Origin of the sequence: Pantoea agglomerans NBRC 102470, assembly GCF_001598475.1 — a bacterium.
Classification (GTDB): domain Bacteria; phylum Pseudomonadota; class Gammaproteobacteria; order Enterobacterales; family Enterobacteriaceae; genus Pantoea; species Pantoea agglomerans.
Window position 1 is genome coordinate 1 of record NZ_BCZA01000002.1, and the last position, 13,854, is coordinate 13,854.

Genomic DNA, 13,854 nt, shown 5'->3' on the forward strand with positions numbered 1-13,854 from the left:
GGGATGACGCCTTTTGCGTCTTTCCGATCTGACCCGGTTCCCTGAGCAGGCTCAGCCTCAATGCCAGATGGGCCAGACTCTATCGACCATATCCAACGAATAATCAGCTTACCCACTTCTCACCTGCAGTCCGTCACTTATTCGCTTTCGGTGCGCTTCTGCCCCAGACCATACTCCCGCAATTTATTCGCAATCGCCGTATGCGACACACCAAGCCGTTTTGCCAGTTTTCGGGTGCTGGGATAGGAGAGATAGAGCCGCGTCAGAATCGACCGTTCGAAACGACTGGTGATCTGATCCAGCGTCCCTTCCAGCGCCTCATCGCCCAGTGACACATCCAGTGCCTGTTCAGGCAACACGATATCCTGCGGACGCAGTTCGTAACCTTCCAGTTGGGTTAACGCCCGATAAAGCGCATTTTTCAGCTGACGCACGTTGCCAGGCCAGGCGTAGCGGGTCAGAAAAGCGTTAAGCTGCGGCGAGAGTCGCGGACGCGCCATTCCCTGCTCATCCGCAAAGCGGGCAACAAACATCTCGGTCAGCGGCAGAATATCCTGCGGACGATCGCGCAGAGGCGGCAGTTGCAGCGTCAGCACATTGAGCCGGTAAAAGAGATCCTCGCGGAATTCTCCACGCTGCACCAGCTCAATCAGGTTTTTCTGCGTAGCGCAGATTACCCGCACATTGACATGCACTTCATGCTCTTCACCGACGCGGCGGAAGGTGCCATCATTGAGAAAACGCAGCAGCTTGGTCTGCATTCTCGGCGACATCTCACCAATCTCATCCAGCAGCACAGAGCCGCCGTTAGCCTGCTCAAAAAAGCCCTTCTTACCTTCCAGCGCATTCGGATATGCTCCGGCGGCATGACCAAACAGCTCGCTTTCAGCGACGTCATCTGGAAGTGAGGCACAGTTGAGCGCCAAAAAGGGATTCTTACCGCGGGCACTGCGCAGATGGCAGGCGCGTGCCAGCATATCTTTCCCGGTGCCGGTGTCGCCAACAATCAGTAAAGGTGCATCAAGCATCGCAAGTTTACGCGCCTGATCCACCACCTGACGCATCTTCGGCGTGACAGCAATGATATGGTCAAACTCCGATTCATCGGTGACCACCAGATTCTGCAACTGACGACCCATGCGGGCTGTCGACTTCAGCATCACCATCGCCCCCACCGGCCTGTCATTCTGGCCCTCTTCGCCCGGCAGATAAATAGGACGCGCCTCCATCAGAAAATCGCGGCCCTCAATGACCACATGCTGCGCCTGCGCTTCAACCCGATCGCTCTCCAGCCAGCGCATGAAGTTGAAGCCGTTAATCAGGTTACCGGCGCTGAAGTTGCGCATCTTCTCTTCATCGAGATTAAACAGGTTCTGTGCGGCCGGATTAGCCAGTTCAACCTTGCTTTTCAGATCGATGGAGAAAACCGGATCCGGCATCGCCACCAGCAGCGCGCTCAGCGCACGATGCTCGCGTTCAGAGGGCATGTACGCTACCGTGCGCACATCTGTTACGCCCGGTGTACGCCGGATTTCAGCCATCAGATTGCTGAAGGCGTCAAATTCCAGTGCAGAAAAGTTCAGGTAGATGCGGCCCAGCGCCGTGATTTCGATACCGCGTAAATCAATGTTGCGTGCCACCAGCAGATCGAGCAGTTCACGCGTCAGACCGAGTCGGTCCTGACAGAACACTTCCAGACGCATTGCGTTCGCCTTAATCAGGTTCAGATAAGACAATAATACGCTAAGTCGCGCACCTGCAGAAAGGGATCTGTCAGGAAAAGTTGACAGCTCCGGCGCGTATGGCGGACTTTTGTACTGCCGGAGAAAATCATGATGAGTGGTCACAAATGTTTGCCGGGATGGCGCATTTTATCAGGGAGAAAAATGGAATGGCCTACACGCTGCCGGCGGATCCGGTTATCACTGATGAGTCGGGCTGTCCGGGTGAGTGTCTGGTCATCGACTCCCGACAAGTGCTGCGCCAGCCACACTAAAGAATAAAGGCGGCAATGCCGCCTTTAATTTGTCACGAGAGCGTCAGGCTGACTTATTGCCGCCCTTCTGCAACGCCTCTTTCAACTGGCCCAGCAGCTCACGACGGAAATCGCCGAGCCGTGGTTTATCCTGCTCCAGCCACGGCAGTGGACGGCACAGCTCCATCGCTTTGATGCCCAGTCTTGCAGTCAGCAAACCCGCGCCAATGCCCTGCGCGGCGCGCGTGGAAAGCCGGGCGGCGATATCCTGCGACATCCAGTCCATACCCACTTCCCGCACCAGTTCGGAAGCCCCGGCAAAGGCCATGTTGAGCAGCACCAGACGGAACAGCCGGATACGGCTGAAGTAACCCAGCTCAATGCCGTAAATAGCCGCGATGCGATTGACCAGCCGCAGATTACGCCAGGCGATAAACGCCATATCCACCAGCGCCAGCGGGCTGACCGCAATCATCAGCGTCGCTTCCGCAGCATGACGGCTGATTTCGCGCCGCGCCTGCCGATCCAGCACCGGCTGCACCAGTTGCGCATATAAGCGGACAATTTCACTGTCATTGTGGGTTTCGTGCAGCGAAGCATGCCAGCGCTGCAGGGCCGGATGCGCCTGATCCAGCTCTGCCTGCTGCGCCAGTTTTTCGCAGAATGCCCGACCTTTGCCGATGCCATGACTGTGCAGCAGCTCACGGCCCACATCCCGCTCCTCGGCGCGCTGACGCAGCTGATAGAGACGACGCCACTCGGTGGTCAGCGCACCCACCCCCGCCAGGACGATCAGACCACCCGCCACGCCGCTGCCCAGTGAAAACCAGTCGCGGGCCAGCCAGGCGTCATGTGTCCACTGGACACCCTGCGCAATCACGCTGACGCCAAACAGCAGCACGCCAGCGGTCACCAGTTTTCGCCACAGGCTGCGCTTAGGTTTCAGCGCAGCTTCCACCGCCCGTTCACCTGCGCCCTCCTCTTCGACAGCGACTTCTTCATCCTGCACCGCCAGAAACGCCGCCTGCGCTTCCGCTTCAAAAGTCTGTGCCGGGCGCAGCGGCGTGGCGCTGCTCTCATCCAGCGGACGGGCAAAATCGATACGCGGCTTTAGCGGATCACTCATCGCAATTTATCTCCCAATAAAAATTCCAGCGCGGCATCCATGCGGATATGTGGCAGCGGGCGATCGACGTCAAGCTGCTGCGGCCGGAACTGTTCAAACTGAAAACCCTGCTGCTGCCAGAAGGCATTACCGGGCAGACGCGGCGGGACTTCGCCCGGATAGACAGTGAGCGGCTCACCATCATCCAGCCGGTTTCCGCGCAGGGCCGGGATCTTCTCGCCGCGGTGATCGACCAGCCCGCTCTGCGTCGCCTGCACCGACGCCAGTCCGATGCAATCCATGCTAATCCCCTCAAACGCCGCGTTCTGCCAGGCATCCTGCACCAGCTGCTGTAACAGTGACACCATATTGCCGTGCTGATCGCTGGTGATGTGATCCGCCTTGGTGGCGGCAAACAGCAATTTGTCGATTACCGGTGAAAAGAGCCGACGAAACAGGGTTCGCTGACCGTAATGAAAACTCTGCATCAGCTGCGTCAGTGCCAGCCGCATGTCGTTAAACGCCTGGGGTCCGCTGTTAAGCGGTTGCAGGCAGTCAACCAGCACAATCTGACGGTCAAAACGCAGGAAGTGATTTTTATAGAAACCTTTCACCACATGCTGACAGTAGTAGTTAAACCGCTGCTGCAGCATGCTGAAGTTACTGCCCTTGTCCGCCTGCGCCAGCTTAGTGAGTTGCGCTTCATCAGCCGTCGGCCAGGGGAAGAACTGCAGCGCGGGAGCGCCTGCCATATCGCCAGGCAGCACGAAGCGACCGGGCTGAATAAAGTGTAAGCCTTCAGATTTGCAGCGATGCAGATAGTCGGTCCAGGCAGCGGCAATCTCTGCCAGCTGGGTTTCATCGGCGGGTGCAAGCGGGTCGAGTTTTTCGCAGAGGGTTCGCCAGGGCTTTGCCCACTCAGCGCGATCGCCCTGCAGCAGACCGTTCATCTGCCGGGACCAGGCGAGATAATCCTGCGCCAGCATCGGCAGATCCAGCAGCCATTCGCCTGGATAGTCGACAATCTCCAGATAGAGTGTCGCGGTCTCTTTCAGGTGACGCAGCAGCGAATCATTGGGGCGGTAACGCAGCGCCAGTCGCATTTCGCTGACGCCGCGTGTGGGGGTGGGCCAGGCAGGCGGCGTGCTGTAGAGCTGTGCCAGCCCTTCGTCATAGGTGAAACGGGCCGTGCCCATGTCACGCTGGGGCACCCGCTTTACGCCTAACAGGCGCTCATCCCGCACCACGGAAAACAGCGGCAAACGCGCGCCGCTGTGAACGGTTAAAAGCTGATTAACCAGTGAGGTGATGAAGGCGGTTTTGCCGCTACGGCTTAATCCGGTTACCGCCAGCCGCAGGTGGCGATCAACGCCACGGTTCATCAACGCCATCAATTCAGTTTGCAGTCTTTTCATCTTTCTCCCTGATGAAGCGCGATGCCAGCCGGTTCATCACGCGTTTCAGCAATGGCTCAAGCGCCACAGCCAGCAGCAGACGTAACGGGCGTCGCGCTACCGATTTCACTGCCCAGCCAGTGACACCGGCGGGACCGTAGGTAACAGCATTAATAATGATGAATTTAGCGGCCGACTTCAATGCAGGTGCCGCGCGGTGACGAAAAGCAGTGGATCGCGAAAAAGACATCAACACCTCCATTGAGTGAGCGAACGGGCCTGAGACAGGCCCGGCAATAACAGTAGCAGAATCAAATCTGGCGGAAGCGGCTGCGCACGCTGAAGGTTTCAGACGTCACATAGCGTTCCAGGTCGCGCACGCTGCGCTCATCCCGTTGCAGGGTGCTCTCCAGCTGATCCAGCAGTTCACTGGCGCTGGGCTGGCGCTCAGTCCGGGAGGCAGAGGCGGGTTTGACATCCAGCACAAAACCCAGCACAAAGTAGGCGATCACCGTAAAGAGAAACAGGCCAAAGAACAGTGATAACACCACGATGACACGCAGCAGACGAACCGGAATATCGAGATACTCTGCCAGGCCTGCGCAGACACCCATAAATTTCCCTTCGTCTGGCTTGCGCCACAACTTGCGTCCTTTAATCATGGCTGCCTCCAGTTTGGATGTTCGGCGTCCAGAATCGCTTCCAGCGCGTCAATACGTTCGCGCATCCGCTGCGCGTCCTGGGTCACGCGCTGCAGGCGCTGGATTTCGCTTTGCGACAGTTCCGAACCGCCGTTGCGTTTGTTGTTGTAATGCAGCCATAACCAGATCGGTGCGACAAACAACACGAAGATCGTTAACGGTATGGCGAAAAAAAGTGCGCTCATTGACTCTCCTTAATCACTTATCGCAACGTCGATGATTACTCACTGCGGTTCATTTTGGCTTTCAGCGCATTAAGCTGCTCGCTGATTTCATCGTCCGCTTTCAGGTCAGTAAACTCCTGGTTCAGCGTCTTTGGTTTACCAAAACCGTGGCTTTCTGCTTCCGCTTCCATATGGTCGATGCGACGTTCAAAAGATTCAAACCGTGCCATTGCTTCGTCGATCTTACCGCTGTCCAGCTGACGACGAACATCGCGTGATGAAGAGGCCGCCTGATGACGCAGCGTCAACGCCTGCTGGCGGGCACGTGTCTCACTCAGTTTTTTCTCCAGCTCGCTGATTTCGCCTTTCATGCGCTCCAGCGTCTCTTCAACATGACCCACTTCCTGTTTCAGGGAGGCGATAAGATCGGTGAGTTTCTGTTTTTCAATCAGCGCGGAACGGGCCAGATCATCTTTATCTTTTCGCAGCGCCAGCTCCGCTTTTTCCTGCCACTCAGCCTGCTGAATCTCCGCCTGCTCAATACGGCGTGACAACTGTTTCTTTTCAGCCAGTGCGCGTGCAGAGGTGGAGCGTACTTCAACTAAGGTGTCTTCCATTTCCTGAATCATCAGCCGGACCAGTTTCTGCGGATCTTCCGCACGCTCCAGCAGAGAATTAATGTTGGCATTAACGATGTCGGCGAAACGAGAAAAAATACCCATAATGATGTTCCTCTTTTAATGTTTTAAAACGTGAAGTCCTGCTGAGTTAATACAAAATGCGTGCCAATTTTATAATTTATTGATTATTATCATATTTTAAATTTTACAGCCTTTCCCGCTTGTTTTAAGATAGTCAAAATGATTAAGGGGTGGCGAAATTCATCATGACAGGCACTAGCGATAATCTCCTGGGGGAGTCGAACAATTTTCTTGAGGTGCTGGAGCAGGTTTCCAAACTGGCTCCCCTTGAGAAACCGGTACTGGTGATTGGCGAGCGTGGAACGGGCAAAGAGCTGATCGCCAGCCGACTGCACTATCTCTCTGACCGCTGGCAGGGGCCGTTTATCTCGCTGAACTGTGCCGCGCTGAATGAAAACCTGCTTGATTCTGAACTGTTTGGTCATGAGGCTGGCGCCTTCACCGGCGCGCAGAAGCGCCATCTTGGCCGTTTTGAACGTGCTGACGGCGGCACGCTGTTTCTGGATGAGCTGGCAACGGCACCGATGCTGGTTCAGGAAAAGCTGCTCAGGGTTATTGAATATGGACAGCTGGAGCGGGTCGGCGGCAATCACTCCCTGCAGGTAAATGTGCGGCTGGTCTGTGCGACCAACGAAGACCTGCCCGCGCTGGCAACAGCGGGAAAATTCCGCGCCGATCTGCTGGATCGTCTGGCCTTTGATGTGGTGCAGTTACCGCCACTGCGCGAACGACGCAGTGATATACTGGTGATGGCCGAGCATTTCGCTATCCAGATGTGTCGCGAGCTTGGCCTGTTACTGTTTCCCGGCTTTACCCCACGGGCACAGCAGGCTCTGCTTGATTACCACTGGCCCGGCAACGTTCGCGAACTTAAAAACGTGGTGGAGCGCTCGGTCTATCGTCATAACAGCAGCGAACAGCCTCTGGATAATGTCATTATCAACCCGTTTGCTACACGCCCTGAACCGATTGCTGTCATCCGGACCAGTCATGAGGCGGATAGCAGCGCGCTGCCTGCCCTGCCGCTGGATCTGCGTCAATGGCAGAATCAGCAGGAGCGGGATCTGGTGGAAGCCAGCCTGCAACAGGCACGTTATAACCAACGCCGTGCGGCTGGCTTATTAGGCGTCACCTATCATCAGTTGCGCGCAATGATGAAGAAGCACGATATAAAAGCAGAGAGTTAATTAACGCCGCCCCAACCTATGATTTTTCTCTGCTTTGTGAATTAACAACCCGGTATAAACCGGGCTGTTTTTCACGTTGAGCCACCTATCCATCATGTGTTGTGCGACTTAGTCCCCATTTTTTCAGGTTGCCTGATGGCAGGAACCAGACCGACGCCAGCGGTAGCCATCACCACGGCCAGTGCTGACATCAGCAATACAGCACTCATACCAAAGTGTGTTGCCAGCGGACCCGCGACCAGTTGTCCAAAGGGAATGGCGATAAAGGAACCCATCGCATCATAAGCGTACACGCGAGCCAGCTTATCCGGTGGGATATGAGTCTGTAATGAGTGCGCCCAGGTTACGCCGAACAGGCCCAATGACATGCCAGCAATGAAGAACCCTACTATCAGCAGTGCTGCTGACGCATTCTGGCTCAGCATAAATATTGGGAGTGCGTAAAGACCTGCCAGCATCGCGCCAATAAAGAGATCACGACGTGGATGCCATTTCATAGCCAGAAATGAACCTGCAATTAAACCCGCGCTATGGGCGGCCACAATAATTCCCCATCGCGCCCGTCCGAAAGAGGCGTCAGCAATCATCGGGCCAAGTACCACCACAATGCCATTAAAAGCGACGTTGATAATGGCGAACTGAAGGACTATCGACCAAATCCAGCTTCGTCCGGCGAACTCTGCCCAGCCTTCTTTGATATCGCGCAGGATATTGCCTTGCGAAGCCGCGGCTTTATTCGATTTCACACGGATCAGGAAATAGAGCGGCGCGGAAACGGCAAAACCCAGCGCATCAATTGCCAGCCCCCAGCCCGGCCCGACAGCGCTGGTGATAATACCCCCCAGCGATGCCCCCATCACAGTACCGCCATAAATCCCCAGCTGGATTAATGCGTTAGCCTGACGCAAATTCGTTGCCGGAACCACCTGCGGAACCAGCGCAGACGATGCAGGCAGTGCGATGCCTGCCGCCGCACCATTCAGGGCACCCAGCAAAGTCAGGCTAATGACAGTGGCTGAGCCATCAAGCACAGACCAGGCGACGATAGCCTGAGAAACAGCGGCAACTACTGCCGATGAAACTAATACCCGACTGCGTGAGTAGCGATCGGCGACAACACCGCCCACCAGCAGGAAAAGCACGTTACACAGTGAACGGGACGCAACCACTATCCCTAAATCAGAAGCAGACCCGCCAATATCCAGTACCGCAAAAGCCAGCGCAATGGGTGCAATCCCATTGCCCAGCACGGTGAACAGGCGTCCAAAAAAGAGATAGCGAAAGGATGTATGCTGAAAAGCCTGAACGTTTTTTTGGAATTTATTCATTGCCAGGAAGTGGGTGACCAGAAGATGAGCTTATAGTACCTGCGTTTTTGTAAAAGTTAAGCGCGATATTACACTTTCCAGCGTCAGATACATCGAATGCATGCGGATATAAACACAATCTATAATTCAAGGGATTACATGATTTACTCTTCTGAGTTTGAATCTTAACTAAATTAATGATACCAATACCCATTAATAGTTGAAGTGGCTTTTTAATCAGATTTACAGCAATTAATTGAATAATCCATTTCGCACTACATAACCATGGTGTGGAAAGACCCCAGCCATTACATATGAAATTATTAAATATTGATCTTTATCATTATGCCTTCGATTTTTTTAATATGCACTTGAGGTTTATGCGAAGCCAGCATTAACTATCCTCCAAAAGGAATATAACTTAACCCATTAAAGGATTTTTAATATGGCTATTCCAGCATATCTTTGGCTGAAAGATGATGGTGGTGCGAGCATCAATGGTTCAGTAGATGTTAAAGACCGAGAGGGAAGTATTGAAGTTACGGGTTTTTCTCATAACTTAAGACTGCCGACTGATTCTATGACAGGCAAGCCGACAGGGACAAGAAAACATGCACCCATCATCGTTCAAAAAGAATTCGATTCATCTTCGCCCTACCTTTATAAAGCAGTGACAACTGGACAAACATTAAGGTCAGCCGAGTTCAGATGGTACAATATCAACTACGCAGGTCAGGAAGAAAAATACTTCAACATACTACTTGAAAATGTCAGAATTGTCGGTATTTCGCCTATTATGCATGACACTAAAGACCCTGAAAAAGAAAAACATAATCATCTTGAATGCGTTGAGTTTGCTTACGAGAAAATAACCTGGAAGCATTGTGATGGTAACATTATTTTTTCAGATAGCTGGAATGAAAAGGCATAAATCATGAGATATCCTGCCTTAGCGGCATCTCCCTCTCCTCCTTATGATATTCTATCATTTACTCCAGCTGGAGTTTCGTTGATAAACAATATGATGGTTGCACGTTTTCACAGGGGACCCTCAGCCCTGACATATGTCTGGTTTTATAACCAGGTTAAAGGACATGGCCCATGGGATTATAAATTTCAACATGGGAGCCAATATGAACATTTTGGTAATTTTCATTATGGTGCTGTGGGGCATGCCGCTGGAATAAAAGACGCTGTTCTTCTTCGCGCAGCCGGTTGGGCGCAAAACCGGGCCGGAACCCGCAGAGAGGAATTTGATGTCTGGTATGGCGCAGCGCCTTTTGGAGATGACCCTGACGATCAATACTGGATAAGAGCAGGGATAGATTATGCAAAACGTTCCGGTTTTTAAAAAGCGCACGCTGATGCTGATGCTGATGCTGATGACTACTGTCTTTGCAGGCTGGCGACTTTCGCAGTTATCACCGCTTGAACAGTCGATCATCAGGAAAGTTAACGTCAGCAGCAGGATTAACCTTTACATCACCGAAGCCAGTGCGGGTGCCACAACTGCCTTCTCATACCGTTTTTATCTTTATGATGCATCCCGAAGCGATGAATCTTTTAAAGAAAGTCTGAACGACGACCTAAAGCCTTTCCTGATCACCTCAGATGGTGACGTCTTTCCTCGGGTTCGTGATAAGACGGTATATTTGACGATAAACGGCGAGATTTTCGCTTTCCACAATTTGCCTGGTATTCGCATCAACGAGGAGCCCTATTCCGTCCCGGTCTTCCTCACCGCTTCACCACTTTGATCCCCTTTGCTTGCAATCCCTTCCCCGTCCAGGCAGGCATGCCACTCTATAAAAACCAAAAAAAAGCCCGCCAACAGGCGGGCAACGATACTGGAAGCAATGTGAGCAATGTCGTGCTCTTCTTCGGCAGAGCCACCGTCGAAGCGCAGATGAATAATAATCATTCTTATTATCATCTGTAAACAAGTTATTGAGAATTTTTCTCATTACCACACCTTCTGTACGCTCTTTTTACCGCCGCGATGATGAAAATCAGTCTGGCAGCGGTTGCAGGTTTTGGGACAATGCCCGCTTTGCGATACACTCTGTTTAATGCCTCAAAATCGTTGAGTTCTATGTCAAAACTATTATGTTCGCTGTTGCTAAGTCTCAGCGTGTTGAGTGCCCCTGCGTGGTCAGCGCCTGCGGGTGATATCCGCCAGACCGGCTTCGTCTATTGCGTCAGCGGCACGCTGAACACCTTTAATCCGCAGATGGCCAGCAGCGGGCTGACTGTCGATACGCTGGCGGCACAACTCTATGACCGCCTGCTGGATGTCGATCCTTACACCTATCGTCTCAAGCCCGATCTGGCGTCCAGCTGGGAAGTGCGCGATAACGGCGCAACGTATCGCTTTCATCTGCGCAGCGGCGTGCAGTTTCAGCAGACGAATCAGTTCCGCCCCTCCCGGGCGCTGAACGCCGACGATGTCGTGTTCAGCTTCGCCCGGATGTTTGACCGCAATCACCCCTGGCACAACGTCAATGGCGGCAACTATCCCTACTTTGACAGTCTGCAATTTTCAGACTCCGTGCAGAGCGTGAAGAAAATCGATAACAGAACGGTTGAGTTCAGGTTAAACAGCCCGGATGCGTCGTTCCTGTGGCACATGGCGACCCACTATGCGCCAGTGCTGTCGAAAGAGTATGCCGACCAGCTCACCGCGCAGGGCCGGCAGGAAGAGATGGACAGACAACCGGTTGGCACCGGTCCTTATCAGCTCAGTGAATACCGTACCGGTCAGTACATCCGCCTGGCGCGCAATCCTCACTACTGGAAAGGGGTGCCGCGTCTGCAACAGGCGGTGATCGATCTCGGCTCGGGCGGCACCGGGCGGCTTTCCAAGCTTCTGACCGGTGAATGTGACGTGCTTGCCTATCCCGCGGCCAGCCAGCTCACCATCCTGCGCGATGACCCGCGCCTGCGGATGACGCTGCGTCCCGGCATGAACATCGCCTATCTGGCCTTTAATACCCGCAAGCCGCCGCTCGACCGCCCTGAGGTGCGTCACGCGCTGGCGCTGGCGATCAACAATGAGCGGTTGATGGAGTCAATCTATTACGGCACCGCCGAAACCGCCGCCTCGATATTACCTCGCGCCTCATGGGCATATGATAATGATGCGCGCATCACCAGCTATGATCCGGAGAAGTCCCGTGCCGCGCTGGCGGCTCTGGGCATCAGCGATCTGCATCTGCGGCTGGTGGTGCCTGCCGCGTCGCAGTCGTGGAATCCCAGCCCGCTGAAAACCGCCGAACTGTTGCAGGCGGATCTGGCGCAGGTTGGCGTCCGGCTGACCATTGTGCCGGTAGAGGGGCGTTTTCAGGAGGCGCAGCTGATGGCGATGAATCATGATCTGACACTGTCAGGCTGGGCCACCGACAGTAACGATCCAGACAGTTTCTTCCGGCCGCTGCTCAGTTGTGCGGCGATTCGCTCGCAGACCAATTACGCGCACTGGTGCTCGCCGGCCTTTGACGAAACGCTGCAGAATGCGCTGTTATCACAACAACTCTCTGGCCGCATCGACAGTTATGACAAAGCGCAGCAGATTCTGGCGCAGGAGTTGCCGGTGCTGCCGCTGGCATCCTCTCTGCGACTGCAGGCGTTTCGTCATGATATTAAAGGGCTGGTCCTGAGTCCGTTTGGCAACGCCTCGTTTGCCGGGGTTTATCGTGAAAGCGATAAGGAAAAGTAAGTGATTATCTATATTTTGCGGCGCCTGCTGCTACTGATCATTACCCTGTTTCTGCTGTCGCTGGTGAGCTTCAGCCTGAGCTACTTTACGCCTGACGCACCGCTGGAAGGCGCGGCGCTCTCGGACGCCTGGTGGTTCTGGTTTAAAGGGATGCTGCAGTTTGATTTCGGCGTCTCCAGCACCAACGGTCAGGAGATTGGCCTGCAACTGCGTGAGGTTTTCCCGGCCACCATGGAGTTGTGCATCCTGGCGTTTCTGTTCGCGCTGCTGGTCGGGATCCCGCTGGGGATCTGTGCCGGCGTGATGCGCAATAAATGGCAGGACAAAACCATCAGTGCGCTGGCGCTGATTGGCTTCTCTGCGCCAATTTTCTGGCTGGCGCTACTGCTGACGCTGTTCTTCTCGCTGACGCTGGGCTGGCTGCCGGTGTCCGGTCGTCACGACCTGCTCTATCCGGTGCAGAGTGTCACTGGCTTTGCGCTGATTGATGCCTGGATGAGTCCTTCGCCCTGGCGACATGAGATGATAATCAGCGTCCTGAACCACCTGATTTTACCGGTGCTGGTGCTGGCGATGGCGCCGACGACGGAAGTGATCCGCCTGCTGCGCAACAGCACCAGCGACGTGATGGACAAAAATTATGTCAAAGCGGCGGCCACGCGGGGTCTTTCGCCGTTTACCGTGATCCGCCGCCACGTGCTGCATAATGCGCTGCCGCCGGTGATCCCGCGTCTGGGTCTGCAATTTTCCACCATGCTGACGCTGGCGATGATCACCGAGATGGTCTTTAACTGGCCGGGTCTGGGCCGCTGGTTGATCAACGCGATTCGACAGCAGGATTACGCGGCGATCTCCGCTGGCGTGATGGTGATTGGCGGGCTGGTGATTCTGGTCAATGTGATTTCTGACGTGATTGGTGCGGCCATGAATCCGCTGAAACATAAGGAATGGTATGCCCTCCGCTAACGCTCAGGGCGCTAAGGCAAACATAGAATAAACATATGACTTTTGTCTTTCAGAAGTCGTGCTGCAAGCAGGAATTGATGTACACGAATATTGTTCCTGCAGAAACCGATTTAAGTTCGAAGCGTAATAATTAATGAGGAGATGAACATTTATGGATGAAGTTGATCTGGCACAGGAGCGTGAAGAAGCGCATCTCGCTGCCTCTCTGGCAGCTCGTAAGGCCAAACTTAAAAGCCCAAACGGCTTATGCATCTGGTGTAAAGATGAGCCCGTAGTGGCTGAAACTGCTTTCTGTTCAAGCGAGTGTGATGAGGATTATCACAAGCATCGCCGGGAGCAGAGCCAGCGGATTGTTTGAAAGAGAATGAAGTCACCCGGTCAGGCTATTACGCGGGTGACTCAGATAAACTTGATATAAATGTCAGGCAGCCCTCACAAATATAAAGCAATAAAACGACATCGCTTGATAGATTCTTGATATTTCCTTGCCTTTACGTTGATAAAAAAAATACATAATGCCCTGATTAAATGTCACAACAGAGACCATCTGTCCGGAATTAGTGACAGGAAAAAATAGCATAGGGTGGCTGACATTCAGGAGCCATCTTTTTAACTCGATTTATCAGAACAACTATCAGG

At 53.8% G+C, this 13,854-nt stretch carries 16 protein-coding genes; 7 read left to right on the forward strand and 9 right to left on the reverse strand.

Features of this window, described 5'->3' with window-relative positions; all coding sequences use genetic code 11:
• Positions 1 to 137 precede the first annotated feature (137 nt).
• The 7 genes from tyrR to pspA form a co-directional block, all read right to left on the reverse strand.
• Positions 138 to 1,703, reverse strand: coding sequence for a transcriptional regulator TyrR (gene tyrR / locus PAG01S_RS03590; protein WP_031591537.1), 1,566 nt, complete (start codon positions 1,701 to 1,703; stop codon positions 138 to 140).
• A gap of 336 nt (positions 1,704 to 2,039) precedes the next feature.
• Positions 2,040 to 3,101, reverse strand: a complete 1,062-nt coding sequence (locus PAG01S_RS03600) for a YcjF family protein (protein WP_062757741.1) — start codon at positions 3,099 to 3,101, stop codon at positions 2,040 to 2,042.
• A complete protein-coding gene (locus tag PAG01S_RS03605) occupies positions 3,098 to 4,495 on the reverse strand; it encodes a YcjX family GTP-binding protein (RefSeq protein ID WP_010244602.1) in 1,398 nt (465 codons plus the stop codon). The genes PAG01S_RS03600 and PAG01S_RS03605 overlap by 4 nt, the downstream gene beginning before the upstream one ends.
• Positions 4,476 to 4,724: a phage shock protein PspD gene (gene pspD, locus PAG01S_RS03610; protein ID WP_010244599.1), complete on the reverse strand. Its 249-nt coding sequence runs from the start codon at positions 4,722 to 4,724 to the stop codon at positions 4,476 to 4,478. Before pspD ends, PAG01S_RS03605 begins: the two co-directional genes overlap by 20 nt.
• Before the next feature lie 61 nt (positions 4,725 to 4,785).
• Positions 4,786 to 5,136, reverse strand: a complete 351-nt coding sequence (gene pspC / locus PAG01S_RS03615; RefSeq protein WP_039386333.1) for an envelope stress response membrane protein PspC — start codon at positions 5,134 to 5,136, stop codon at positions 4,786 to 4,788.
• Positions 5,133 to 5,360 carry an envelope stress response membrane protein PspB gene (pspB, locus tag PAG01S_RS03620; RefSeq protein ID WP_010244592.1) on the reverse strand — a complete coding sequence of 76 codons (228 nt, stop codon included), beginning with the start codon at positions 5,358 to 5,360 and terminating at the stop codon, positions 5,133 to 5,135. Before pspB ends, pspC begins: the two co-directional genes overlap by 4 nt.
• Before the next feature lie 35 nt (positions 5,361 to 5,395).
• Complete coding sequence (gene pspA / locus PAG01S_RS03625; RefSeq protein ID WP_052271819.1) at positions 5,396 to 6,061, reverse strand: phage shock protein PspA; 666 nt, start codon at positions 6,059 to 6,061, stop codon at positions 5,396 to 5,398.
• Positions 6,062 to 6,225: 164 nt separating this feature from the next.
• Here pspA and pspF point away from each other — a divergent pair, with 164 nt between their 5' ends.
• Positions 6,226 to 7,227: a phage shock protein operon transcriptional activator gene (gene pspF, locus PAG01S_RS03630; protein ID WP_062757742.1), complete on the forward strand. Its 1,002-nt coding sequence runs from the start codon at positions 6,226 to 6,228 to the stop codon at positions 7,225 to 7,227.
• 92 nt (positions 7,228 to 7,319) lie between these two features.
• On the opposite strand, the gene PAG01S_RS03635 is transcribed toward pspF, so the two are convergent.
• The gene (locus PAG01S_RS03635) at positions 7,320 to 8,555 is read right to left on the reverse strand and encodes an MFS transporter (protein WP_062757744.1); all 1,236 of its coding nucleotides are present in this window, start codon (positions 8,553 to 8,555) and stop codon (positions 7,320 to 7,322) included.
• A 424-nt stretch (positions 8,556 to 8,979) separates the two neighbouring features.
• Here PAG01S_RS03635 and PAG01S_RS03640 point away from each other — a divergent pair, with 424 nt between their 5' ends.
• The 3 genes from PAG01S_RS03640 to PAG01S_RS03645 are packed head-to-tail and all read left to right on the forward strand — an operon-like array spanning position 8,980 to position 10,291.
• Positions 8,980 to 9,465, forward strand: a complete 486-nt coding sequence (locus tag PAG01S_RS03640; RefSeq protein WP_062757745.1) for an Hcp family type VI secretion system effector — start codon at positions 8,980 to 8,982, stop codon at positions 9,463 to 9,465.
• Between the two features lie 3 nt (positions 9,466 to 9,468).
• On the forward strand, positions 9,469 to 9,885 hold the full coding sequence (locus tag PAG01S_RS21480) for a polymorphic toxin type 44 domain-containing protein (protein WP_072101287.1): 417 nt from the start codon (positions 9,469 to 9,471) through the stop codon (positions 9,883 to 9,885).
• The gene (locus PAG01S_RS03645) at positions 9,863 to 10,291 is read left to right on the forward strand and encodes a hypothetical protein (protein WP_062757746.1); all 429 of its coding nucleotides are present in this window, start codon (positions 9,863 to 9,865) and stop codon (positions 10,289 to 10,291) included. The genes PAG01S_RS21480 and PAG01S_RS03645 overlap by 23 nt, the downstream gene beginning before the upstream one ends.
• On the opposite strand, the gene PAG01S_RS21485 is transcribed toward PAG01S_RS03645, so the two are convergent.
• Entirely contained in the window at positions 10,252 to 10,455 is a 204-nt protein-coding gene (locus PAG01S_RS21485) for a hypothetical protein (RefSeq protein WP_073970652.1), read from the reverse strand. The two genes, PAG01S_RS03645 and PAG01S_RS21485, sit on opposite strands and share 40 nt — an antisense overlap.
• Before the next feature lie 171 nt (positions 10,456 to 10,626).
• Here PAG01S_RS21485 and sapA point away from each other — a divergent pair, with 171 nt between their 5' ends.
• The 3 genes from sapA (at position 10,627) to PAG01S_RS03660 (ending at position 13,573) form a co-directional block, all read left to right on the forward strand.
• The gene (gene sapA, locus PAG01S_RS03650; protein WP_062757747.1) at positions 10,627 to 12,249 is read left to right on the forward strand and encodes an ABC transporter substrate-binding protein SapA; all 1,623 of its coding nucleotides are present in this window, start codon (positions 10,627 to 10,629) and stop codon (positions 12,247 to 12,249) included.
• The gene (gene sapB / locus PAG01S_RS03655) at positions 12,250 to 13,215 is read left to right on the forward strand and encodes a putrescine export ABC transporter permease SapB (RefSeq protein ID WP_010244573.1); all 966 of its coding nucleotides are present in this window, start codon (positions 12,250 to 12,252) and stop codon (positions 13,213 to 13,215) included.
• A 151-nt stretch (positions 13,216 to 13,366) separates the two neighbouring features.
• Positions 13,367 to 13,573 carry a TraR/DksA C4-type zinc finger protein gene (locus PAG01S_RS03660; RefSeq protein WP_010244571.1) on the forward strand — a complete coding sequence of 69 codons (207 nt, stop codon included), beginning with the start codon at positions 13,367 to 13,369 and terminating at the stop codon, positions 13,571 to 13,573.
• Positions 13,574 to 13,854: the final 281 nt, after the last annotated feature.